This is a genomic window from Spirillospora albida (assembly GCF_000718255.1).
Lineage (GTDB): Bacteria > Actinomycetota > Actinomycetes > Streptosporangiales > Streptosporangiaceae > Spirillospora > Spirillospora albida.
Window position 1 is genome coordinate 14,532 of sequence record NZ_JOFJ01000028.1, and the last position, 24,050, is coordinate 38,581.

20 protein-coding genes and 2 pseudogenes are annotated in these 24,050 nt (G+C 72.5%); 12 read left to right on the top strand and 10 right to left on the bottom strand.

All coding sequences use genetic code 11. The features are described from left to right. Positions 1-4 precede the first annotated feature (4 nt). Positions 5-1,360: an amino acid permease gene (locus tag IE99_RS0126685; RefSeq protein WP_245623354.1), complete on the bottom strand. Its 1,356-nt coding sequence runs from the start codon at positions 1,358-1,360 to the stop codon at positions 5-7. 285 nt (positions 1,361-1,645) lie between these two features. Here IE99_RS0126685 and IE99_RS0126690 point away from each other — a divergent pair, with 285 nt between their 5' ends. The 3 genes from IE99_RS0126690 (at position 1,646) to IE99_RS0126700 (ending at position 5,626) form a co-directional block, all read left to right on the top strand. Continuing rightward, the gene (locus tag IE99_RS0126690; RefSeq protein WP_030176784.1) at positions 1,646-2,209 is read left to right on the top strand and encodes a hypothetical protein; all 564 of its coding nucleotides are present in this window, start codon (positions 1,646-1,648) and stop codon (positions 2,207-2,209) included. A 156-nt stretch (positions 2,210-2,365) separates the two neighbouring features. Further along, entirely contained in the window at positions 2,366-3,913 is a 1,548-nt protein-coding gene (locus tag IE99_RS0126695) for a sulfatase family protein (RefSeq protein ID WP_030176786.1), read from the top strand. A gap of 93 nt (positions 3,914-4,006) precedes the next feature. Next, positions 4,007-5,626, top strand: coding sequence for a histidine kinase N-terminal 7TM domain-containing diguanylate cyclase (locus tag IE99_RS0126700; RefSeq protein ID WP_169744488.1), 1,620 nt, complete (start codon positions 4,007-4,009; stop codon positions 5,624-5,626). A gap of 140 nt (positions 5,627-5,766) precedes the next feature. Here the strand turns inward: IE99_RS0126700 and wecB are convergent, their stop codons facing one another. Next, positions 5,767-6,969, bottom strand: coding sequence for a non-hydrolyzing UDP-N-acetylglucosamine 2-epimerase (wecB, locus tag IE99_RS0126705; RefSeq protein WP_051713325.1), 1,203 nt, complete (start codon positions 6,967-6,969; stop codon positions 5,767-5,769). 294 nt (positions 6,970-7,263) lie between these two features. Between wecB and IE99_RS33500 the strand changes: the two genes are divergently transcribed. The 4 genes from IE99_RS33500 to IE99_RS0126725 are packed head-to-tail and all read left to right on the top strand — an operon-like array spanning position 7,264 to position 10,525. After that, positions 7,264-7,398 (top strand): hypothetical protein, encoded by a 135-nt coding sequence (locus IE99_RS33500; RefSeq protein ID WP_281176586.1) that lies wholly within the window; start codon positions 7,264-7,266, stop codon positions 7,396-7,398. Continuing rightward, positions 7,398-7,640: a hypothetical protein gene (locus tag IE99_RS0126715; protein ID WP_030176793.1), complete on the top strand. Its 243-nt coding sequence runs from the start codon at positions 7,398-7,400 to the stop codon at positions 7,638-7,640. Before IE99_RS33500 ends, IE99_RS0126715 begins: the two co-directional genes overlap by 1 nt. Positions 7,641-7,680: 40 nt before the next feature. After that, positions 7,681-8,913 carry a glycosyltransferase family 2 protein gene (locus tag IE99_RS0126720; RefSeq protein WP_030176795.1) on the top strand — a complete coding sequence of 411 codons (1,233 nt, stop codon included), beginning with the start codon at positions 7,681-7,683 and terminating at the stop codon, positions 8,911-8,913. Positions 8,914-8,944: 31 nt separating this feature from the next. Further along, positions 8,945-10,525: a DUF2334 domain-containing protein gene (locus tag IE99_RS0126725; protein WP_030176798.1), complete on the top strand. Its 1,581-nt coding sequence runs from the start codon at positions 8,945-8,947 to the stop codon at positions 10,523-10,525. Here the strand turns inward: IE99_RS0126725 and IE99_RS0126730 are convergent. Beyond that, positions 10,495-12,204 (bottom strand): ATP-binding protein, encoded by a 1,710-nt coding sequence (locus tag IE99_RS0126730; RefSeq protein WP_030176801.1) that lies wholly within the window; start codon positions 12,202-12,204, stop codon positions 10,495-10,497. The genes IE99_RS0126725 and IE99_RS0126730 overlap by 31 nt on opposite strands. A 100-nt stretch (positions 12,205-12,304) precedes the next feature. Further along, a complete protein-coding gene (locus tag IE99_RS0126735) occupies positions 12,305-13,261 on the bottom strand; it encodes a lamin tail domain-containing protein (protein WP_051713326.1) in 957 nt (318 codons plus the stop codon). 330 nt (positions 13,262-13,591) lie between these two features. Between IE99_RS0126735 and IE99_RS33250 the strand changes: the two are divergent. Next, a pseudogene (locus IE99_RS33250) lies at positions 13,592-14,626 on the top strand (methyl-accepting chemotaxis protein); the annotation flags it as partial. 164 nt (positions 14,627-14,790) lie between these two features. On the opposite strand, the pseudogene IE99_RS33750 reads toward IE99_RS33250, so the two are convergent. From IE99_RS33750 to IE99_RS0126750, 3 genes and pseudogenes are all read right to left on the bottom strand, one after another. Beyond that, positions 14,791-15,030 (bottom strand): annotated as a pseudogene (locus IE99_RS33750) (helix-turn-helix domain-containing protein); the annotation flags it as partial. Positions 15,031-15,179: 149 nt separating this feature from the next. Further along, positions 15,180-16,082 (bottom strand): phosphotransferase, encoded by a 903-nt coding sequence (locus IE99_RS0126745; RefSeq protein WP_051713329.1) that lies wholly within the window; start codon positions 16,080-16,082, stop codon positions 15,180-15,182. Positions 16,083-16,101: 19 nt separating this feature from the next. Continuing rightward, the gene (locus IE99_RS0126750) at positions 16,102-17,322 is read right to left on the bottom strand and encodes an NsdA family TPR-like regulatory protein (RefSeq protein WP_030176809.1); all 1,221 of its coding nucleotides are present in this window, start codon (positions 17,320-17,322) and stop codon (positions 16,102-16,104) included. Between the two features lie 195 nt (positions 17,323-17,517). On the opposite strand from IE99_RS0126750, the gene IE99_RS0126755 reads away from it, so the two are divergent. Then, on the top strand, positions 17,518-17,910 hold the full coding sequence (locus IE99_RS0126755) for a hypothetical protein (RefSeq protein WP_157610502.1): 393 nt from the start codon (positions 17,518-17,520) through the stop codon (positions 17,908-17,910). Further along, on the top strand, positions 17,907-18,155 hold the full coding sequence (locus IE99_RS0126760) for a hypothetical protein (protein ID WP_030176814.1): 249 nt from the start codon (positions 17,907-17,909) through the stop codon (positions 18,153-18,155). Before IE99_RS0126755 ends, IE99_RS0126760 begins: the two co-directional genes overlap by 4 nt. Positions 18,156-18,304: 149 nt before the next feature. Here IE99_RS0126760 and IE99_RS30780 read toward each other — a convergent pair whose 3' ends face one another. The 3 genes from IE99_RS30780 to IE99_RS0126775 form a co-directional block, all read right to left on the bottom strand. Continuing rightward, positions 18,305-18,790, bottom strand: a complete 486-nt coding sequence (locus tag IE99_RS30780; protein WP_157610503.1) for a calcium-binding protein — start codon at positions 18,788-18,790, stop codon at positions 18,305-18,307. Between the two features lie 116 nt (positions 18,791-18,906). Next, a complete protein-coding gene (locus tag IE99_RS29820; RefSeq protein WP_051713333.1) occupies positions 18,907-19,146 on the bottom strand; it encodes a hypothetical protein in 240 nt (79 codons plus the stop codon). Between the two features lie 198 nt (positions 19,147-19,344). Continuing rightward, entirely contained in the window at positions 19,345-20,937 is a 1,593-nt protein-coding gene (locus IE99_RS0126775) for a S8 family peptidase (RefSeq protein WP_051713334.1), read from the bottom strand. Between the two features lie 256 nt (positions 20,938-21,193). On the opposite strand from IE99_RS0126775, the gene IE99_RS0126780 reads away from it, so the two are divergent. Together IE99_RS0126780 and IE99_RS0126785 are read left to right on the top strand one after the other, a co-directional pair. Then, positions 21,194-23,551, top strand: a complete 2,358-nt coding sequence (locus IE99_RS0126780; RefSeq protein WP_030176820.1) for a chemotaxis protein CheW — start codon at positions 21,194-21,196, stop codon at positions 23,549-23,551. A gap of 1 nt (position 23,552) precedes the next feature. After that, complete coding sequence (locus IE99_RS0126785; RefSeq protein ID WP_051713336.1) at positions 23,553-24,017, top strand: chemotaxis protein CheW; 465 nt, start codon at positions 23,553-23,555, stop codon at positions 24,015-24,017. Positions 24,018-24,050 lie beyond the last annotated feature (33 nt).

The window sequence follows — 24,050 nt, forward strand, 5'->3', positions numbered from 1 at the left end:
GCGGTCAGGCGGGGGTCGTGGTGGTGGCGGTGCCGCGCTCGCCCGGCCCGTACTCACCGCGCCGCGCCTTGATCCAGATGTAGATCGGGACGCCGACCAGCAGCATCAGGACACCGCCCATCACCGAGCTCTCCCCGGCGCCGTAGACGATCCACGCGCCGAACACCAGCGCCAGGCTCGCGAGGACCATGTCCCGGGCGAGGTGCGCCTTGCTCACGGCCCGCTCACCGGTGACCAGCCAGAAGAGCTGCGCGGCGGCCGAGAAGAAGTACGGGATCGCGCTGGTGAACGACGCCAGCAGCAGGATCGTGTTGAAGGCGTTCTCCGAGCCGAGGTAGGCGTAGACGGTCATCGCGGCGGTCAGTGCCGTACCGACGATGATCCCGACGGAGGGGGCGCCGTTGCGGGCGAGGCGGCCGAACACCGGCGGGAACATGCCGTCCCGGGCCGCCGCCATCGGCATCTCGGCGACCAGCATCGTCCAGCCGTTCAGCGCGCCGATGCCCGAGATGATCGCGCAGGCGGCCATGACGCCGCCCCAGCCGCTGCCGCCGAACATGTTGTTGATGGCGTCGGCGAACGGGGCGGAGGAGTCGACGAGGTCCCCGGATGGAACGTTCCCAAAAACGGCGACGGTGGCGAGCAGGTACATCACCGCGCAGGCCAGGACGCCGTAGACGCTGGCGCGGCCGATGTTGCGCTCGGGCCGCTGGATGCGCTCGGCCACGATCGTGACGCTCTCCATCCCGGAGTAGGCGAACAGGATCAGTCCGGCGGCCAGCGAGATCGCGCCCCACAGCGAGTCGCCGCTGGTGTTCCAGTCCGGGAAGTTCGAGGTCGAGATGAAGAACATCCCGACGAGCCCGATGAACAGCAGCGGAATGAACTTCAGGACGGTCGTGACCATCTGGAAGGCGCCGATGTTCTTGGCGCCGCTCAGGTTGATGACGGCGGCCAGCAGCAGCCCGGCGAGCGCGATCGTCACCTTCCCGGCGGTGCTGTCCCACTCGACGAAGTAGTTGACGTAGCCGACCCACGCCACCGCGATACCGGCGTTCCCGAGCCAGGCCGTCAGCCAGAACGACCAGGCCGTCCAGAATCCGACGAACTCACCGAACGCGTGCCGCGAGTAGGCGTAGGGACCACCGCCGGCCGGGATGCGCGAGCCGAGGCGGCCGAACACCAGGGCGAGGGCGATGGCACCGATCGTGATGAGCACCAGCACCAGGATGCTGACCGACCCGATCGCCGCCAGGGACGCCGGGAGCAGGAAGATCCCGGTGCCCACGATATTGCCGATGACCAGCGCGATCGCGGCCGGCAGACCGAGGTCCCGCGCGACCGGCGCCTCACCCGACACTCCGACTTCGCCCGGCGGCCGGCCCGCACTGAGCCCCCCGGTTTCCGGATTCCCCACGGTGATCCCTCACTGACTGGCGTCTCTGGAGTAACAAAGATCACGATCATCAACTGCGTTCCCGGGCCCCCCTCCGGCAAACGTCGCCACCACGGCATCACGATCACGCGGCGGCGCCTTTACCGAACGGAGGAACGGGACGATCATCACCGGGCCACATGTGGGGTAGGTCACGTCTCCCCGGGAAATGATCGAAGACTCGTCATCGATTCGGAATCGGGAGAGGACATGCGGCGCAAGACCCTGGACGCCCTACTGGTCTCGGCCGGCCTCGTCATGGCCGTCATCCTGCTGGTAGGCGGCATCCTGCTCACGTGGGGTTACAACTTCGCCAACAGCAACGTACGGGACCAGCTCAAACAACAAAAGATCTTCTTCCCGCCCAAGGGCAGCCCCGCGCTCGACCCCAAGGAGTACCCCGCACTGCAGAAGTACGCGGGCAAGCAGGTCCTGGACGGCGGGCAGGCCGAGGCCTACGCCAACGGCTACATCAAGCGGCACCTGGAGGAGATGGGCGGCGGTAAGACCTACTCCGAGCTCAGCACGGCGTCCCGGGCGAACCCGAGCGACACCAAGCTCGCCGGGCAGGTCCAGACCGCGTTCCGCGGCGAGACACTGCGCGGGCTCCTGCTCAACGCCTACGCCTTCTGGAAGATCGCCCAGATCGCCCTGTACGGCGCCATCTTCTGCTACGTCGGCGCAGCGGTCATGGCACTGCTCTCCGTTCTCGGATTCCTGCACTGGAAGCGAGTGACGCCCGAAGAACGCGTCGGGCGGGCCGAGGCGACCTGACCCCGCGCCCCGCTCCCAGAACGCCTACGGCCGACGCGTCACGCGTCGGCCGTAGGCGTTCTCGTACGTCCGGCGGTTCCCCTTTCCCCTCAAGTCGCGGAATCTCGGTGCCGATGGGGTGGCGTCCCTTGATCGGCTCCGGAAGGACCCCGCCGCATGGCCCCCCGGTTCGTCCCACCGCCCAAGTGGGCCCCCGCCCTGGCCGCCGGCCTGGCGGCGTTCTCCCTGGCCGGCTGCGTCTCCGCCGCCCCGGCCGCCACCGGAACCGCCGCGGCGGCGCCCGCCCCCGCGACCCCGCGGACGGCCACGACGGAGACGGCGACGGAGACCGCGGCCAAGCCCAACATCGTCTACATCCTCGTCGACGACCTCAGCAACGACCTGCTGCGCTTCATGCCGACCGTGCGCGCCATGCAGAAGCAGGGCACCACCTTCACGAAGTACTTCGTGTCCAACTCGCTGTGCTGCGCCTCCCGCGCCTCCACGCTCACCGGCCAGTACCCCCACTCGTCCGGAGTGTGGGGCAACCTCGGCCCCAACGGCGGCTACCAGGCGTTCGCCGGAAAGGCCGACCGGAACACCTTCGCGACCGAACTGGACGCCGCCGGCTACCGCAACGGCATGATCGGCAAGTACCTCAACGGCTACAAGGCCGGCCCGGAGGGACTCTCACCCGTCGGCCCCGGCTGGGACGAGTGGTACGTCGGCGGCAGCACCGGATACCGCCAGTACGACTGGTACAACAACGAGAACGGGCGCCTCGTCCACTACGGCGACGACGCCTCCGACTACGGCACCGACGTGATGGCGCGGCAGGCCGCCTCCTTCATCGACCGGGCCGCCCCCGGGACGCCGTACATGCTCGAGATCGCGCCCTTCTCCCCACACACCCCCTCCATCCCCGCCCCCCGGCACACCGCCGCGTTCCCCGGCCTGACCGCCCCCCGCACCGGCTCGTTCGGCAAGGCCGTGAAGAACGCGCCGAAATGGCTCCGGCACCGGGGCTCGCCCACCCCGGCGCGCACGAGCGGCTTCGACCGCGCCTACCGGCTGCGCGCCCAGTCCGCGCTCACCCTGGACGACCTCGTCCGCGACGTCCTGACCGCCGTCCAGCGCTCCGGGCGGGCGGACGACACCTACGTCGTGTTCGGCTCCGACAACGGCTACCACCTCGGCGAGCACCGGCTCGCCGCCGGGAAGCGCACCGCGTTCGACCACGACATCAACGTCCCGCTGATCGTCACCGGACCGGGCGTCCGGCGCGGCGCGACGGTGGACGCCCTGACCTCCAACGTCGACATCGCACCCACCTTCACCGCCCTGGCCGGACGCGGCGTCCCGTCCTGGATGCAGGGACGCGACCTGGCGCCGCTCCTGTACGGCCGGGCCCCCGGCCCCTGGCGGACCGCCGTACTCGTCGAGTACCTCGCCGCGAAGGTGTACGCCGAGGACCCCGACACCGAGCAGGACGCCAGGGTCGCCCCCACCCGGTACCGCGCCATCCGCCGCGCGGACCGGCTGTGGGTCGAATACGCCAGCGGCGAGCGCGCGTCCTACGACATGCGCCGGGACCCGCACCAGCTCCACAACACCGCCGGAGGGGTGGACGCCGGCACGCGCGCGCGCCTCCACCGGCAGCTCACCGCGATCAGCGGCTGCACCACGAACGCGTCCTGCCTGGCGGCCGACGGCATCCGCTGGTGATCCCGGGCCGCGCCGCGGGGGAGCGGCCCGGCTTGATTGTCCTCAGGTTCCCGAACACCAATGCCGATGGGAATTCGACTCGTATCTGACGGCTTGGGGGAGCAGATGGCGGCGGCCCTCACCCTCGCGTTCGCGCTGTCGACCGCGGTGTGCGCCCTCATGGCCGTGATCGGCTGGCAACGCCGCCACCGCGCGCCCGCCTTCCGCGTGTACGCCTGGGTCGGCATGACGACCGCGCTGTGGTCGGCCGTCGACATCGCCCTGCTCCACCAGGACACCCCGCGAGGCACGCTGCTGGCGCTGGGCGCCGAGTTCCCGGCCATCTGCGGGGTCGTCGCCGGATTCTTCTGCCTCAGCCTCTCCATCGCGGACCGGGCATGGCGGCTGACGCGCCGCACCACCCTGCTCCTGATGATCGAGCCGGCGCTCGTCATCGCCCTGATCGCCACCAACCCCTGGCACCACTGGTTCTTCACCGGCGTCCACCCCACCGGGATGCAGGGCGCGCCGGTCCCCATCTACGGCCCGGCGTTCTGGGCGCACGCCGTCTACTCCTACGTGCTGCTGGCCGGGGGCACGGCGCGGATCGCCCGCGCCTGGTGGCGGTCCCCGCGCCGGCAGCGGCGGATCTACACGCTCGGCATGCTCGCGACACTGCCGCCGGTCGCCGTCAACGTGCTGTCGCTGATCCTGCACGAGACCAGCATCGACATGACCGGCGTCGGGTACGCCGCGACCGCCGTCATCGGCTACTGGGTACTGGCCCGGCGCGACCTGCCCTCCCAGATCACCGTCGCGAACCGGCACGTCCTGGAGACCATCCTGGACGCCGTCACCGTCGTCGACCTCGACGGCGTGATCCTGGACGCCAATCCCGCCGCCGGGAGGCTGCTGCGGCGGCTGCGGCCGTCCACCCCGTCATCGTCCATGGTGGGGCGCACGCTCACCGAGGCGCTCGGCCGCGATCCCGGGCTGCTCGACGGCGGCGACGGCGGCGAGTACACCCTGATCGACTCCCGGGGCACCGGCATCGACCTGCACATGCGGGTCAGCGGCCTGCGCGACCGGCGCGGCGACCGGATCGGCTGGGTCCTCGTCGCCCGCGACATCACCGAGCTGAACCGGCGCCGCAACGAGGCGGAGGAGGCCAACGCGCAGCTCCGCGAGCAGCTCCGCGTCAACGAGGCGCTGCGCGCCGACCTGGCCGAGCAGGCCGTCCGGGACGCGCTGACCGGGCTGCACAACCGCCGCCACCTCATGAACGTCCTCGCCGCCATGGACGGCCCGTTCAGCCTGGTCCTGCTCGACATCGACCACTTCAAGCGCGTCAACGACACCTACGGGCACGCCGCGGGCGACGACGTCCTCGTCCACGTGTCGCGGATGCTCACCGCGGGCGTCCGCCACGGCGACCTGGTGGCGCGGCACGGCGGCGAGGAGTTCGTCCTCCTGCTGGCGGGCGCCACCGCCGAGGACGCCCGCGTCCGCGTGGACCACCTCCGCGAGCGGATCGCCGCCACCGATACCGACACCGGCGGGCACCTCGTCCGGGTCACGTTCAGCGCCGGGGTCGCGGGCGCGCCCGCCGGACGCGGCCACGACCCCACCGACCTTCTCAGCGCCGCCGACAAGGCGCTCTACTCCGCCAAGCGCCTCGGCCGGAACCGCGTCGAGCTCGCCACCGGCCCCATCGACGGCACCGCCGTCGCCTGATGCGCGCTCTGCCGTGAAACCCTACAGAACTTGAATTCTGCTGGGTTTCGTGACGAAGACCCATCGGACCCCAAAAGTCGATCATGGTGCGGATGGCCGGTGCGGGCGCGGGCCGCGAGGTCGAGGACGGCCGGTGACCGTCAGGCGACGGCGGTGTCCGGGCCGGAGGCGCCGGCCGTGCCGCTGGTCAGGTCCGCGGCCAGGCGGCGGACGATCCGGGCCGACGCGGTGCCGTCTCCGAAGGGGTTGGTGACGGTGGCCATGCGGCGGTAGGCGACATGGTCGTCGAGGAGTTCGGCGGCCATCGTGAGGATGTCGCGGGGACGGGTGCCGACGAGGCGGGCCGCGCCCGCGAGGACGGCCTCGGGCCGTTCGGTGGTGGTGCGCAGCACCAGGACGGGCTTGCCCAGCGTGGGGGCCTCCTCCTGGACGCCGCCGGAGTCGGTCAGCACCAGGTCGCTCGCCCGGAGCGTCGCGGCGAAGTCGAAGTAGTCGAGGGGCTCCACCAGGCGGACGCGGGGCAGCCCGCCGAGGACGGGCAGCAGCGACTCGCGGACGGCCGGGCTCTTGTGCAGCGGCAGGACGATCTCGACGTCGGGGCGGCCCGCCAGTTCGGCCAGGGCACGGGCGATCCCCGCCATGGTGGGGCCCTGGTTCTCGCGGCGGTGCAGGGTGACGAGGACGCGGCGGACGGGCCCCGCGGCCGAAGCGGACGCGGTCGAAGCGGACGCGGCCGTGAAGGCGGACGTGCCGAGGCCCCGGTCGAGGACCCACAGGAGGTTGTCGATGACGGTGTTCCCGGTGACGTGGACGCGTCCGGCGGGGACGCCCTCGGAACGGAGGTTGCCGGCGGCACCGCCCGTGGGGGCGAAATGCCAGCGGGCCATGGGGGCGATCAGCGTGCGGCTGAGCTCCTCGGGGAACGGGTCGTCCATCACACCGGTGCGGAGCCCGGCCTCCACGTGCGCGACGGGGATGCGCTCGTAGAAGGCGGCGAGGGCGCCGGCCATGGCGGTGGTCGTGTCGCCCTGGACGACGACGGCGTCGGGGGCGTCCTCGCGCAGGGCCTCGCCGAGCCCGCCGACGAGCCGGGCGGTCAGCGCGGACAGCGGCTGCCGGTCCCGCATGACGGCGAGGTCGCGGGCGGGATAGACGCCGAGGCGCGGCAGCAGGTCGGCGAGCATCTCGCGGTGCTGCCCGGTGGAGATCACCAGCGGTTCGAACAGGTCGTGCGCGGTGAGGGCGCGCAGTACCGGCGCCAGCTTGATCGCTTCCGGGCGGGTGCCGAGGACGAGCGCGACGCGCTTTCGGGCACGCTTGCGCTGGGGTGGGGTCCCGGGCATCGCTGGCTCCTGGTGGTCGGACGGGTGGTGTTCCCCCATCGGCCGGGTTGGGCGGCGCTTGAGGCCCGTTGACCTGGGCCTGTCACAGCGGGTGCCGACTTTGCCGAACGATTGCAGCACTGGTGACTGTCGGTTACATTTGAGGTGTGTTCGCAGGTCGGGGGCCATCTCCGGTCGACGGGCACATGGGTACGCGATGATCCGGGACGGCCTCACCGGCGCCTAGCGCGCACGTAGGAAAGCGGTCGCCTAGCCGCCCCGGGGAGCCAATGGCGAGACCGAGCCCAGCGTCGGATGACGTCCGCGCCGCGGACGTCACGCAGCGACCAGCTCCCGGGAACCGCCATGCCTGCCCGCCTCACCCGCCTCGTCCACCCCGCCCGTCTCGCCGCCGTCCCGTCCGGCCTCGCCCGGATCGGAGACCGCTGATGTACGCGGGCGGCGCCTACGCGCTCACCGGCCTCGGCACGACCGCCGCGGCGATCACCCTGCCGGACGCGCTCGACGCGTCCGCCGGGGACGCCGCGCGGGTCCTGCTGATGACGACCGGTGCCGGATTCGCGCTGTTCCTGCTGGCCGTCTGCGCGCTGCTCGGCTACGGCTTCGTCATGCGCGGCGTCGACCGGCTCTCCGGCGGGCACGGCCGCCACGGCACCGTGAGCCGGTCATGACCGCCGCGCCGCGGAATGCGGCCGGGCCCGGGGAGGCGCCGTGATCCTGCTCGCGCTGTCCACCGGGCTGATCGTCCTTGGCCTCGGCTACACCTCCGCGATGTTCCTGATGTCGCGCGGCGGGCGGGCGCCGGCCGCGTCCGGCCCGGCGCCGTTCTTCGTGTACCTGCTCGCCTGCCTGAACGAGGAACGGGTGCTGGAGGCGAGCCTGCGGCGGCTCCTCGCGCTGCCGGGGGACTTCGCGGTCTTGGTCGTGGACGACGCGTCCGGCGACGCCACGCCGGGCATCGTGCGCGCGGCCGCCGCGGCCGACCCCCGGGTGCGGCTGCTCCAGCGGGCGCTCCCCAACGCGCGGCGCGGCAAGGGCGCGGCGCTGAACGCCGGGCTCGCCCACCTGCGCACCTCCGATCTGCTCGTCGGACGCGACCCTCGCGACGTCGTCGTCTGCGTCCTGGACGCAGACGGGCGACTCGATCCCGGGGCGCCCGGCGCGGTCGCCCCCTACTTCGCGGATCCGGCGACCGGCGCCGTGCAGATCCGGGTCCGGATGTACAACCGGGCGGCGGGCCTCCTGGCGCGGCTCCAGGACATGGAGTTCGTCGTCTACACCGACGTCTTCCAGAGCGGCCGCCGCCGGATCGGCAGCGTCGGCCTGGGCGGCAACGGCCAGTTCATGCGGCTCGCCGCCCTCAACGACCTCGGTTCGGCGCCGTGGAGCGACTGCCTCACCGAGGACCTCGACCTCGGGCTCCGGCTCCTCACCCTCGGCTGGCGGAACCGGTTCTGCCCGGCCGTGGCCGTCGACCAGCAGGCGGTGCTGTCGGTGCGGCGGCTCGTCCGGCAGCGGTCCCGCTGGTTCCAGGGGCACCTGCAGGCGGGCCGGCTGCTGCCGCGCGTCGCCCGCCGGGCGCCCGCCAAGGCGGCGCCCGACCTCGTCTACCACCTGCTGGGCCCGTGGCTGCTGCTGCTGACGTCGCTGCTGCCGCCCGCGTTCGCGTTGTCCGCCGTCGCGGTCGTCTCCGGGACGCTGCTGACCGGAGGGGGGCTCCCCCATCCGGCGTGGCTCGCGGCCTGGTACCTGCTGTCGTTCGGGATCGCGTTCGTGTACGGCCACGTGTACCACCGCCGGGACCGCGATCTCGGCCGGCTGCGGTCGCTGCTGCTCGGACATGTGTTCGTCCTGTACGGCTACCAGTGGTTCGCCGCCGGATGGTGGGCCGCCGCCCGGGTCGTCTCGGGCCGCCGCACCTGGTTGAAGACGGCACGGACATGACCGGCCGGAAGGGCGGGACGGGAGGGAACCGATGAGGATCCACGTGTTCCGCGTCGTGGTCGTCCTGCTGGCGACGGCGCTGGTCCTGGCCGTCACGCCGCCCGGGACGGTCGCCGCCCCGGCGTCCGCGCCGTCCGCGGCACGCGCCGCGGCGTTCACCGGCGGGCCGCCCGGGACGGGACGGCACACGCTCGTGCTGTACGACACGACCGGACGTTGGGGGTGGCTCGGGGAGCTGTACGCGACCCAGATCGCCAACCTCACCGGGCATTTCGGGCGTTACACCGCGGCGCCCGTGGCGGGCTACCGGCGCGGGCAGATGACCGGCTACACCGCCGTCGTGTACGCGGGGTCGACCTATGACGAGCCCCTCCCCCGCGCCTTCCTGGACGACGTGCGGACGTCGGCGCGTCCCGTCGTCTGGCTGAACCACAACATCTGGCGGCTCGCCGCCGCCGTCCCCACGTTCACGGAGGACTACGGCTGGAAGTGGGCGGGCTACGACACCGCACCCGTCGACGAGGTGCGGTACAAGGGCCGGACGCTGACGCGGGACGTCCGCAACAAGGCCGGGATCATGGACTACGCGTCCCTGGACCCCGCCAAGGCGGCGGTCCTCGCCACCGCCCGCCGGACGGACGGGACGACGCTGCCCTGGGCCGTCCGCTCGAGGAACCTCACCTACATCGGTGAGATGCCCCTGGCCTACACCGCGGCCACCGACCGCTACCTCGCGTTCGCCGACCTGCTGTTCGACGCCCTCGCCCCCGGCACCGCGACCCGGCGGCGGGCCCTGGTCCGGCTGGAGGACGTCGGCCCCGCGTCCGACCCCGCCGACCTGACGGCCGCCGCCCGCCTCCTCGCCGGACGCGGCGTCCCGTTCTCGTTCGGCGTGTTCCCCGTCCACGAGGAGGGGGGCCGCACGGTCCGGCTCGCGCAGCGCCCCCGGGTCGTCGCGGCGATCCGGTACATGCTCGCGCACGGCGGCACCATGATCATGCACGGGTACACGCACCAGTTCGGGACCCTCCGCAACCCCTACAACGGGACGAGCGGCGACGACTTCGAGTTCTACCGCGCCCACGTCGACGCCGGCGACCGCGTCCGCTACGACGGGCCCGTCCCCGGGGACTCCGCCGCGTGGGCGCTGTCCCGGGTGTCGGCGTCCGCCGCCGCGTTCGCCCAGGCCGGGCTGCCGGTCCCCGCGATCTTCGAGTTCCCGCACTACGCGGGCTCCCCGGCCGACTACCGGGCGGTCGGCACCCGGTTCGCCCGCCGGTACGAGCGCGCCCTCTACTTCACCGGCACCCTGTCCGGCCGGGCCCCCGAGTACGGCCACATGGCGGGCCAGTTCTTCCCCTACGCCGTCACCGACGTCTACGGGACGAAGGTCGTCCCCGAGAACCTCGGCAACGTCGTCCCCACCGGCTACAACCAGAACCCGGCGGTGACGCCCGCCGACATCATCGCGGCGGCCCGCGCCAACCTCGTCGTCCGCGACGGCACGGCGAGCTTCTTCTACCACCCCTACCTGGGCGTGGACGGGCTGCACGCCATCGTCGACGGGATCAGGGCGCTCGGCTACCGGTTCTCCTCCCCCGGCGCCTTCTGACCCCCCTGCCCGCCGGCCGGGAGGGTGATCGTGAAGGTGGCCCCGCCGGGCGGGACGCTCCGCACCGCCAGGGCGCCGCCGTGGGCCTCGACGATCGTCTTGGCGATCGTCAGGCCGAGACCGAGGCCCTGGAGGGCCTGCTCCTCGGCGCGGCGCGTCCGGAAGAAGCGGTCGAAGACGTGCGGGATCTCCTCCGGTCCCAGGCCCGGACCGTGGTCGGTGACGGAGATCGACACCGTGCCGTCCCGCCGGTCCGCGCGCACATCGACCCGCGTCCCGGGCGCCGTGATCTGCATCGCGTTCGACATCAGCGACGACACCGCCTTCACCAGATGCTCCCGGTCCCCGTCGACCTCACCGGCGGCGTCGGTCACCTCGACGGCGACCTCGACCGCCTCGGCCTGCTCGACGTCGCGGGCGAGCGCGACGGCCTCGGCGATCACGTCACGGACCGAGACCCGGCCCAGGTTCAGCGTCAGGCCCCCGGTGTCCATCGCGGTGACGGTGAGGAGGTCCTCCACGAGCCGCCGCAGCCGCAGCCCGTTGCGGGTCATGGTCCCCAGGATCCGCCCCTGCGCCGGCGGTACCTCCCCGGCGTCGCCCTCCGCCAGCATCTCCAGATAGGCGAGGATCGTGGTGAGCGGGGTGCGCAGCTCGTGCGACACCAGGGCGATGAAGTCGTTCTTCGCCCGGTCCAGGTCCCGGAGGCGCGCGACGTTCGCCTGCTCGCGCTCGTACGCGCTCCGCAGCGCCCGCTCGGCGCGGCGCCGGTCGGTGACGTCGTGCAGGAACGCGTTGAACACCCACCCGCCGTCCGCGTCGGGGAAGGCCCAGATGGCGAGTTCGATGGGGAACTCGGTGCCGTCCGGGCCCAGCGCCGTGATCTCGAACCGGTGGCCGAGCAGCCGCGCCCGCCCCGTCGCCATGAACCGCGCCATTCCGTGGTGGTGGGCCTCCCGGTAGCGGGGCGGGATGATCGTGTCGGCCAGGACCCGGCCGATCGCCTCGTCCGGGGAGAGGCCGAACATGCGCTCCGCCGCGGCGTTCCAGCCGATGATGCGGCCGTCGCGGTCCATGCCGACGAACGCCTCGACGGACGTCTGGATGACCTGCTCGAGGCGGTTGCGCTCCGCCTCCAGGGCCCGCCGCGCCCGGCGCCGGTCGACGACGCCGCCGAGCAGGTGCCCCAGGCTCGCCATGACCCGCAGGAGCGTCTCGTCCGGCGGCGACGCCCGGTGCGAGAAGAACTCCATCACCGCGGCGACGGAGCCGTCGGACGCCATGACGGGGAACGCGAAGGCGGCTCCGACGCCGAGGTCGACCTCGGAGATCTGCCCGCGGACGAACAGCGGGTCCTCGGCGGCCTCGTGGGACCACAGGGGGGCGCGGGTGGCGACGACCCGCCCCACGATGCTGAGGCCGGGCTCGAACTCCATCCGGGACGTGATCTCGCGCAGCGCCGCGAACTCCTCGGTCGCGCCGACCCACAGGCCGGAGCTGACGAAGACGTCGTCGCGGCCGGACGGCACGCACAGGTGCCCCAGCCGCCAGCCGGACAGCTCGCACACGGCCGCCAGCGTCTCCCCCGCGGCCGTCTCCAGATCCTCGGCGGTGCTGGCCACGCGCGTGACGCGGTCGAGGAGCGCGATGAGCGCCTTCTCCCGATCCACGTCCACCATGGCCCTTCCCATCGACACGGAGATTCCCGTCCCCGCGGCTCCCCCCGAAACGGACCGTTCCCATGACCAGTCTTCCCTGTTCAGCGCCATGACGACAGGATCATCGGGAGGTGGTGCAGGAGACGACGCACGGCCACGTCCGCCAGGCGCGGAAATCGCCCTGCGGGTCGAGGAGGTACATCCCGTCGCCCATCCCGTTCGCCGGGTCGGCGTTGGCGAGCATCGGATGCCGCTGCCCCCAGTGGTACGTCGTGCCCGTCGCCGTCCTCGTGGTCTCCCCGGACCCGATCCGCAGCGTGGCGGTCCCGCCGGGCGGGACGTACGCGCCGCTCGGGAACGTGAACGTGTTGAGGCTCCCGTCGCGCAGCCGCCAGCCCGCCAGGGGCACCCCGGCCGTGCCCTCGTTGGTGACGACGACGTACTCGTCGTTCAGGTTGTCCTCGTCCTGGCCCTGGGCGTCCCAGTGCACGTACAGGCTCAGCCCGGCCCCCTGCGAGGGGCCCGCGCCGCACCAGTCGTCGTCCCAGATCGTGCCCCGCGCGCGGGCGGCGGCGGCCCTGTCCGCCAGGACGTGGTAGAGCCGGTTGTTCTGCCACTCTCTCTTGTCCGGGTGCCACAGGACGTGCCCTTCCTGCAGCATCACCTGCTGCACGTCCATGTATCCGCCGCCCTTGCGGGGCAGGTACAGCGCGCGCAGCGGGCGGTTGCCCTGGCCGTCGCGGCCGGGACTCTGCGAGCGCAGCTGCACGCGCTTGCCGATGAGCAGCGCCCCGAGCCGCTTCTTGGCCTCCCCGCCGTGGCACCACGTCTTCCCGCGCCCGCCGTGGGACGTCTCGGCGGCCTGCACGCCGATCAGCCGCACCCGGTCGGACAGGCGCTTTCCGCCGACGTAGGGGGTGTCGCCGTCCGCGACGGCCCGCACCGTGCCGTAGCCGCGGGAGACCTGCCGCGCGGCGGCGTCCGCGCCGCTCGCGGCGGCGGTCGCCGCCACCCCGGCCAGCGCCGTCACGGCCGTGATCCGCAGGGCGGCGCCCCCGTACCGCGCAGAGAACTTCACGGGTCACTCCTCCTGGTCGTCCTGCACGGCCGATCGGCGGCCGTCCGGCGGAGCTGAGGGCTTTGCCACGGGCACACCCGCGAGTCCTCAGAAGCCGAACCCCTCCGTCGATGAACGGGGGTGTATGGACCATTCGCCGCGCCGCAGGCCGGACGGCGGGATCTAGGAGAGATATTGAAGAGCACGAAAGGGGTCCAGCAGCTGATCGCCGACCGCAAGGTCAGCACGAAGATCCTGCTGGCGGTCCTGGTGGTCGCCGCGGCCGGCGTCCTGACCGGCGTCACCGGCCTGCTGAAGATCGCGGCGCTCGAGGACACGCACAACGACCAGATGAAGCGCTCCGTCCCGCTCATCACCGGCCTTCAGCAGGACGCCCTGGCCGCCAAGGCCGCCGCCAACGACGAGCGCGGGTACCTGCTGACCGGCGACGCCGAGTTCCGCGACTCGGCGCTGAAGCGCTTCGAGGGCATCGAGGCGAGCATCGCGTCCGCGCGTGCCGCCGCCGACACGTCGGCCGGGGCCGCGGGGATCGACGGTCTCAGCGCCAAGCTCGCCGCCTGGCGGAAGGGCCTGGAGACCGAGTTCGCCCTCTACGCGACCGACCGCAAGGGCGCGATCGCGATGTCCCTCGGCGCCAACCGCGACCTGCGCAAGGCACTCGAGGACGAGATGGCCGCCGCCCTCGAGGTGCAGACCTCCGCGCTCTCGACCAGCAAGGAGTTCGGCGAGACGGTCGAGTCCGCCCGGTTCCTGATGCTGGCCGTGCTGATCGCCGGGACCGCGCTCGGTCTCGCGTTCGCGCTGCTGATCTCCCGGATGATCGTCCGCCGGGTGCGGGCCGTCGCGGACGTCCTGGCCCTGGTCGCCGCGGGCGACCTGACCGGCCGCGTCACGGTGGACAGCCGCGACGAGCTCGGGCAGATGGCCGCCCGGCTGAACGAGGCGACGGAGTCCATGCAGGACGCGGTCACCACCATCGACCACTCCGCCGGATCCCTGGCGGGCGCCGCGGAGGAGCTCACCGCCAGCAGCACCCAGATCGTCGCCAGCGCGGAGGAGACCAACCTCCAGGCGGGGATCGTCGCGGAGGCCGCCGACGAGGTGTCGCAGAACGTCGCGACCGTCTCGGCGGGCGCAGAGGAGATGGGCTCCGCGATCCGGGAGATCGCGCAGTCGGCGAGCGAGGCGGCCAAGGTCGCCGCGCAGGCCGTCACGGTCGCCGCGGCGACCAACGACACCGTCGGCAAGCTCGGCACCTCCTCCGCCGAGATCGGCGACGTCATCAAGACGATCACCTCGATCGCCGAGCAGACCAACCTGCTGGCCCTCAACGCCACCATCGAGGCGGCGCGTGCGGGTGACGCGGGCAAGGGGTTCCCGCTTCAGGACCTCCTGAGCGACCAAACAGGAGGAGGCCCCCGCACCCGGTGGCGCATTCGAGGGGTCCTCGCAACACCGGTTGATCAACTGGCTTCGGCCAGGAGCTTAGCGAGACGCTCGGCTGGGATATCCCAGCCGAGCGTCTTTCGTGGTCGGAGTTGCCAATCGTTGCGGGTGCCCTCGGTCCGGTTACGGCGGATCTCCCGGCCGATGGTAGAGCGGTGGCGGCCCAGCTCACCGGCGATCGTGCGCAGCGACGCGCCTTCGCGAACCCGGTCGGCGATGTGGATGCGATCGGCTTCGCCCAGGTGGCGCGAAGAGCCGGAAGGAGACGGCTCCCAGAAGATGGGGGGCGCTGCCTTCTGTCCCTGCGGCCTCCGGCCCTTCCGGATCTCGAAGTTCATCGCATCCCCCGGCAAGGGTGTTGCGACGACCACTAGAAGCGAAGCGTATCGAGCCGGGGGCCTTCTGCGGGGCGCCCGGTGCATGAACGCCAGTACTGTCCCGCTAGAACGCGGCGGCTGCCAGGGCATCGGTTTCACGGCTTGCGCGGAGAATTCCACGCAGCGGCGGAGTCATGGTCCCTGATGGTCGCGATCCGGTGCGCGACCTCATCCCGAGACCATTCGTCGTGGGATGCCTTGCGCACGTACGGGCTGAGACCGGTCACCTCCCGGACTTGGACGAGGAACTCGAACCCGGCCCAACCCCGGACGTCCCATCCGTACACCTCGGCGAACTCGTCCAGCTCACGCCGGTCGTGCCGGCCGAACCGGCGGGCCATGTAGTACGGCTGGACCAGGTCCCACTCACGCGGGCCGCGGGACACGTGGTCCCAGTCCCCGAGCACCACCCCGCCGGCGGCCAGGCGCATCAGGTTGTTGGAGTGCGCGTCGCCGTGGACCAGGCCGACCGGCAGCGTCGGCTGCAGGTCCGTCCAGGACTCCCGCAGCGCGTCGATGCGCGCCATGAGCCAGACTCGATCCTGGTCCGTCATCCCGCCGGGATGGTCCTGGACGGCGGCCGCGACGCTGCCCAGCGGGTCGCGCAGGTCCGGCAGGCCGACGGGCGGCGCCGGGAGGTCGTGGAGTTCGCGCAGGAGCCGCCCGAGGTCGGCGGCCGATCCCGGCTCGTCGGCCTGGACGTCCAGCAGCCGCCATACCGAGACGACCTGCTCGCCGACCACGAGCGGCTCGTCGGCCGCGGGCTCGACGGCCGGGTATCCGCGGTCGGCCAGCCATCGTGTCACGGCCATCGACACCGCGATGCGGTCCAGCTTTCCGCGGCCGGCGATCCGGACGAGCAGCCCGGCCGACGGCAGGGCCACGGCCGCGTTGCTGTGCTGGCGGATCAGATGTGCGTCGTCGACGGGCGCCCCGTAGCGGGCGCGTACCTCGTCGAGCGCGGCGCGGATCTCTGAGGGGAGGTGCGGGGCGGGCATGGCTGCGCAGTCCCCGCTGTCAGGTCCCGCAAGCCTCGAGTACCGGCTGGGCTGCCTCGCGCAGCTCCGCCACGGCGGGCACGCTCTGGTACTCGCGGAGCGCGTCGAGGACCTCGGCGACGCGGATGCACACCCGGCGCGAGGAGATCTGCGAAGCCAGGCCGACCAACTGCCGGCCGACGGCACATGCCTGGTCGATGTCGAGGGCCTGGGCGTGCGCGATCGCCAGCACGCCGAGGCTGAAAGCGCGCGGCCGCAGATCGGTCCGGACGGTCAGGCTGGCCTGGGCGGCGCGGACGGCGTGCTGTCCCATCCCGAGTTGCGCATAGCAGCGGGCCTCCTCGTGCTGCAGGTGCCCCCACCCGTAGGCGCCCATCCATCCCGGCTCCTGGACGCCGTCACCGGCGTGCTCGTAGGAGTCCCAGACCGATCCCAGGGCGCGCTGCGTACGGGCGCGGTCGCCGGTCATCGACCAGGCCAGGGCCTGCTTCGTCGTGAGGAACGCCCGGGACATCGGGGGCGCCACGCGCGCCACTCCGGCAGCGCCTTCGGTGTAGGCGATCGCCTGGTCGATGCACGCCCGCTGCTTGGTCGGTGAGCTGCTGAGAGCGGCCCGGTGCATCTCGTGCTCGCCGCGCCGCGACAGCACCCACGCCGTGAGGCTGGCGTCGTCGGTCTCGGCCGCCATGCTGGAGGCCCGGCCGAGCAGGCTCACCGCCTGGTCGAGGTGGTCGCTGTCCAGATGCATCGCCGAGACCCGCATGGTGAACTCGGTCGCCACGCTGAACATGCTCCGCCGCAAGTGGTCCGGCGCCGGGCCGCGCAGCCGCGGTTCAATGACGTCGGAGAGGTAGTCGCTGGCCTGCTGCCGGATGCGGCGGCCGCCGAACTGCCGGTCCGAGGTCTGGAGCGCGTGCAGCATGGTCCGGATGGCGTCGACGTCGCCCTCTGCCGCCTCCGGCGGCGGCGCCGGCGCCGTGTGGTCTCCGGGCTGGAACAGCTCCTCTTCGGACATGCTCAGGGCCCGCGCGTAGAGGATGCGGTAGCGCTCCTGGATGCGCGTGACCGCGCCGGATTCCCAGCGCTCGATATTGCGGCGCAGGCTGCGGGTCGCGGGCATCGCCCGTGGGTCATTCGCGGCGTTGCGGAGCTGCGGCGCCATCTCCTGTACGTCCCATCCGCGCGCCTTGCGCTCACGGCGCATACGCGCGCGGACGTCCGGGGTTGCCTCATAGGCCATGAGCGTGCACCTCGCTGCTGGCTGATCGGACCTGGACACAGGCAGATGTCGCAGTCTGTCGCTCAGTGTCGTCTAGCGGTGTTGATCACGCCAGCGGTCCACTGGATGTGACCAATTCGCTACCGAAACCGAGCGAGGTCCCCGGTGCAGACCCAACCCAGCACGACCCCGGACGACACCCCGGACAAAGACCGCTTGTCCCGCGAACTCCTGATCCGCGAGATCCACACGCTCGCACCCGGATGGGCCGTCACCTACGACGACGGCTGGCACGCCACCCGGGACGACCTCCCCGGCGCCGCCGGCGCGACCGCCGTTCGGGCGGTGACCGGCGAGCAGCTCCGCGAGGTCCTGGCCGAGATGGACGCCTCCGACGCACGTGTCGCGCTGCGCGCGCTGAAGGTGATGCTGCGCGGTCGGGGCATCGTCGCGAACCTGTACGGGCAGACGCTCTCGGTGGAAGCCGCGCGGCGGTCCGCCACGGTCGCCGTGCACAGGGGGATAGTGCGCTGGACACACGGCGCCGAGATCGGGCCCATGCGCGACCTGGCGGACGTGACCGAGAAGATCGCTAAGGCGTTGCTGTGATCACCGGCCAGGTCCCTGCGGAAGCGGCACGAATCCAGGACCGCTACCACGGCGTCAAGGTCTGGTTCGGGAAGCAGACCCAGAGCTGGTGGGCGTACGTGCCCTACACGCGCCTGCACCAGCCCGGCCTGTACGAGGGCGGCACGACGAAGGCGTTGGACGAGGCGATCCGTGCGGCGCTCGGCTGGCGAGCGCCCACCGAAAAGACGGCCGGTCGCCCACCCGGGATGTGGGGACGGCCATGACCGGCGTGAGCTGGTTGAGCTGTGCGCCGCATTCCGCGTCGCCCCTGGAACACCCCTCGCGCGCCTGCGGCCGGGCGCTCGCGCGTCCGGCCGCAGGAGTGGAGCCGTTCGGGCCTCTCCGGTGAGGAGCGGGAGGCCCGAACCGGCGTTCAGTCGATGACCCAGTCGTCCCCGGGGCCGCCGTCCAGCTCGTCTTCGCCGGGTCCGCCCCGGAGGCGGTCGGCGCCCATGCCGCCGTATCCGGTGTCGTTGTCCTCGCCCATCCAGATCTTGTCGTCGCCCGAGCCGCCGCGGGCGAGGTCCTCGCCCTTGCGGGTGTGGACGTAGTCGTTGCCGCCGCGAGCGAAGACGCGGTCGGCGCCGGTGCCGGTGCGGATGTCGTCCGCGCCGTCGGACCCGCAGACCAGGTCGTCACCGCGGAACGTCTTGATGGTGTGCCCCTCGTGCTTGATGAGGACCACGTCCCGGTCGGCGGTGCCCTCCACGGTCTCGGGCGACTCCTCGGTCACCACGATCGTGGCGTCCTCGTTCTTGCACTGGTCCACCGTCTTGGCCGCCTGGGCCACGGCGGGCGCGGCCAGGACGGCGAGGAGAGGTGCGGCCAGGATGGCGCCGGCCAGCGGGCGTTTGTACATCGATTCGACCTCCACGTTCGGTGACGGGGTGTTTCCCCGAGTCCGGGCATGCCCGGACGCGGGTCAACCTCCACCGAACGGAGATCACGTAGATGTCAAAGGATACGGAGGGAGGCTCAGCGGTAGAGGGCGCTGACGACGCCGCTCGCCCAGCGCATCCGGTCCGCGGCCGTCTCGGGGTGGTCGCCGAACTCCTGCGCGAGGGCCGCGGCGCACCCGTCGGCGCCGCCGTGGTCGGTCATGGCGCGGACGATGGCGTACTCGGCGGCCGCGCGGTCCAGCCGCTCGGCGGCGGACACGGGCGACAGGGCCAGGGCGCCGGCCCGGGTGACGTTGTCCACGAAGTCGTTGCGCATCTCATCTCCTTGGTGGCGGGCCGGCCCCCGCTGCGACCTTCATCGGTCTCCTGCGAACCGCGTTCTCATCAAGTACACGGGCGGACACCGTCAGTGACGGTAGCCCGCCGGTTGCGAAACGGTCGCGCCCGGCGCCGACCCCTCAGATGGGCGCCGGACGCGACCTCGCCGAACTCGCGGAACCTGGTGGGAACCGCCTCAGAAGCGGACGGCCCAGGCGTCCAGAAGGCCGTTGTCCCGCTGCGGGAGCAGCGTGCGGACGCGCAGGCGCCACACCCCGTCCACGGTCCGCCCCGCGACCGGGACGGTGTAGGAGGCCACCAGGTCCGCGCCCCTGTCGCGCGGCTGGGGGCGGCGCAGGAGGAAGACCCGGCGGTCCGGCAGCACGACCTCGACCATGAGGTCGCGGCGGGTGCCGCGGCGGATCGCCACCTCGACGGTGGCGGTCGTCGCGCCCCGCCCGGCCCACCCCGTCACGGTCACCGTGCTGGACGAGCCGTTCCACCACCGCGACAGGGGAACGTCGGTGTCGTTGCGGAAGAGACCCTCACCGGGCTCCGGGGCGGGAGCGGGGGCGGGCTCCGTGCCGCCGTAGGCGAGGCGGTTCGGAGATCCCGATCCCGGGTTCCCGACGATGCCGGGCGTGGCGTTCGCCGTCAGCGCCGCCGCCACCTGCGCGGGCGCGGCGTCCGGACGGGCCGCCAGATACAGCGCGGCGAGCCCGGCGACGTGCGGGGCCGCCATGGACGTGCCGCTGAGCGTCCGGGTCGCGGCGTCGCCGTCGTACCAGGCGGACGTGACGCCCACGCCCGGCGCGAACAGGTCCAGGCAGGGGCCGCGGTTGGAGAACGGGGCCCGGACGTCGTCCCGGCCGGTCGCGCCGACCGTCAGCGCCTCCGGGACCCGCGCGGGAGACGTCGAGCACGCGTCCGAGCCGCTGTTGCCGGCGGCGACGGTGTAGGTCACCCCCGCGGCGATCGAACGCCGCACGGCGTCGTCCAGGGCCGCGCTGGCTCCGCCGCCGAGGCTCATGTTCGCCACCGACGGCCCGGACGCGTGCCGCGTCACCCAGTCGACCCCGGCGATCACGCCGGACAGGGCCCCGGACCCGTCGCAGCCCAGCACCCGCACGGGATGCACCGTGACGCCCTTCGCGACCCCCCATGTCCGGCCGCCGGCGGTCGCGGCGACATGCGTGCCGTGCCCGTCGCAGTCGGCGGTGCCCCGCCCGTCGCCCACGGCGTCGAAGCCCGCGCCGACCCGGCCCGCGAGGTCGGCGTGGGACGCCCGCACCCCCGTGTCCAGCACGTACAGGGCGACGCCCGCCGCCGTGCCCGGATAGGTGTAGGAGCCGTCCAGGGGAACCGTGCGCTGGTCCAGCCGGTCCAGGCCCCAGGCGGGGCCGCTCTGGGTGTCGCTCACGCGCACCCGCGCGTCCTGCTCGACGTAGGCGACCCGCGGATCGGCCGCCAGTCTCCGGGCCTGCTCCTCCGTCGCGCGGACGCTGAAGCCCTTCACCGTCCCCGTGAACGTCCGGGACACCTTTCCGCCGCGCCTGCGGGTCGCGTCCGCCGCGTCCCGCCGCACCTTCACCGCGGAGGACGCCGCGTCCTTGAACACGACGTTGTACCGGTCCTTGATGAGCTGCCCCTGCGGCTTGCGTACGGGAGCGGAGGCGCCGGTGCCCGCGGTGGCGACACCCGACCCCGCCGCCAGCGTCGCCGCGATCGCGCCGGCCGCGACCAGCGTCCGGGAGCGCCCGCGCGGGGGCTCATGGCCGTTACGGCTCATGTGCGTCCTTCCATGGATGCGCCCGGGGCGTGCGCACCCCGCCCCGCGTCCTGCGGAGGCGGGCGGCGGCCGGAGCCGCCGCGGGCGAGAGCTGTGGTGCCGCCATATCGACCGGAGGGGCGCGGACCTGAGGGGAATCCGCCGTGATTTCGCCGACGGCGCCGGGGCGCGGGGCCGTGGGAAACCGATCGCCCCGGACCCTCAAGTGGACGGCCGTTCCGCCGATGGAGTCGATGCAGATCAGGAGGAGGAAACTGTGGAGGAACTGGGCGAGATCATCCAGGAGTTCCTGGTAGAGAGCCATGAGAACCTGGACCAACTGGACCGGGATCTCGTCGCCCTCGAGCAGGACCCCGGATCCCGCGAGATGCTGTCGAGCATTTTCCGCACCATTCACACCATCAAGGGCACGAGCGGGTTCCTTGCGTTCCATCGCCTGGAAACGCTGACCCACGCCGGCGAGTCGCTGCTGTCCCGTCTGCGGGACGGCGCGCAGGAGCTGACGCCGGAGAGCACCGATGCTCTCCTGCGCATGGTCGACACCGTCCGCACGCTCCTGAGCACCATCGAGGAGACGAACGGCGAAGGTGACGTCGATGTGGACTCGGTCATCGCCATGGTGACGGCCTGCATCGAGGACCCCGCCGCCCCCAAGGCGGCCCCGGCCGAGGCGCCCTCAGAGGCGTCCGCGGAGACCGAGCCGGCGTCCGGGAAGCCCGCGCGCAAGCCCGCCGCCAAGCGCACCACCACCCGCGCCGCGACCAAGCGCACCACCAAGGCCGCCGCCGCGAAGGCGGAGCCCGAGCCCGAGCCGGAGAACGCCCAGATGCCCGAGCCCGCACAGGTGGAGACGCCGCCGCTGGAGACCGCCCTGCCGGCGGCCGCCGCGCCCGGCGCGCTCCCCACCGCGGACGAGACCGGCGGCCAGCCCGGCGGTACCCGGCGCAGCATCGCCGAGAGCTCCATCCGCGTGGACGTCGACCTGCTGGACGCGCTGATGCGCCTCGTCGGTGAGCTCGTCCTCACCCGCAACCAGATCATGCGGGGCGTGGGCGGGGGCTCCGATCCGACGCTCGTGCGCACCACCCAGCGGCTCAACCTCATCACCAGCGAGCTGCAGGAGAGCGTCATGAAGACGCGCATGCAGCCGATCGAGCACATCTGGTCCAAGCTCCCCCGCGTCGTCCGCGACCTCAGCAGCACCCTCGGCAAGCAGGTGCGGCTCGTCATGGAGGGCAAGGAGACCGAACTCGACCGCAGCCTGCTGGAGGCGGTCAAGGACCCGCTGACCCACCTCGTCCGCAACGCCGTCGACCACGGCGTCGAGACGCCCGAGGAGCGCGCCGCCGCCGGCAAGTCCGCCGAGGGCACCCTGACGCTCCGCGCCTACCACGAGGGCGGCCACGTCATCGTCGAGATCACCGACGACGGCGCCGGCATCGACCCGACCCAGATCGCGGAGACCGCCCTCACCCGGGGCGTCGCCACGCGGGAGCAGCTCGCCCGCATGGACAACCGGGAGATCTTCGCCCTGCTGTTCCAGCCGGGCTTCTCCACCGCGAAGAAGGTCACCAACGTCTCCGGACGCGGCGTCGGCATGGACGTCGTCAAGACCAACATCGAGCAGATCGGCGGCGCCGTCGACGTCGACTCCGCCGTCGGCAAGGGCACCACCTGGCGGCTCACCATCCCGCTGACCCTCGCGATCATCCAGGCCCTCACCGTCGAATGCGGCGAGGAGACCTACGCGATCCCGCAGGTCGGCGTGGACGAGCTCGTGTTCGTCGACGGCCAGTCCGGCCAGATCGAGCACGTGTCCGGCGCGCCCGTGTACCGGCTCCGCGGCAAGCTGCTGCCCCTCGTCCGCTTGGACGAGACCCTCGGCCTCCCGGCCCGCAACAGCGACCGCGACGTCTACATCGCCGTCCTACAGGCCGACGGCCGCCGCTTCGGCCTCGTCGTCGACCGCGTCCTCAACACCGAGGAGATCGTCGTCAAGCCCCTCACCGGGCGGCTGAAGGACGTCGGCGTCTACGCCGGCGCCACCATCCTCGGTGACGGCAAGGTCGCGCTGATCCTCGACATCCCGTCCCTCGCCCGCCGCTCGCACCTGGCCGCCGAAGCCGTCGAGCGCGCCGAGATGGACCAGGTCGAGACCCGCGCCGCCGAGGGCCGCATCGAGCGGCTCCTCATCGCCGGCATGGGCGATCGCCGCGTCGCGATCCCGCTCGACATGGTCACCCGACTGGAGGAGTTCGCCGTCGACCGCATCGAGCGCGTCGGCGCCCGCGAGGTCGTCCAGTACCGGTCCCAGATCCTGCCGGTGATCCGGCTGGCGTCCCTGCTCGGCGTCTACGACACCGAGCCGGACGGCGACACCGTGCCCGCGGTGGTCTACACCGAGCGCGGCCGCAGCGTCGCCCTGGTCGTCCAGCAGATCGTCGACATCGTCGAGGACCACATCGAGGCGCGCAGCGACCTCGACGACGACGGCCTGACCGGCTCCGCGGTCATCCAGCAGCGCGTCACCGAACTGCTGGACGTGCGGCGCGCGATCCTCGCCGCCGACCCCCGCTTCTACGCCGAGATGCCCGACACCATGGTGGGAGCCTGAGATGCCCAGTCGCCAGTACGCCACCTTCGAGGTGGACGACCAGCTGTTCGGGGTGGACGTGGCCCAGGTGCAGGAGGTCCTGCGCTTCCACGAGTACACCCGCGTCCCGCTCGCCCCCACGTCCGTGGGGGGCCTGTTCAACCTCCGCGGCCAGGTCATCGCCGCGGTGGACCTCCGGGTCCGCCTCGGCCTGCCCGGCCGCGACCTCGCCGAGCCGGCGATGAACGTCATCGTCTCGGTCGAGGACGAGTGGGTCAGCCTGCTCGTCGACCGGATCGGCGAGGTCATCGAACTCGACGACGAGGCGTTCGAGCCGCCGCCGGACACCCTCCACGGCGCCTTCCGCGACCTCATCGTCGGGACGTTCAAGCTGGAGGGCCGGCTGATGCTCGCCCTGGACGCCCGCCGCGCCGTCGAGACCGCCGCCGTGGACACCGACCAGGGCAACCTGGCCCGGACGTCCTGAGCCCCAGGCTCGTCACCGCCTGACCGCACGTTC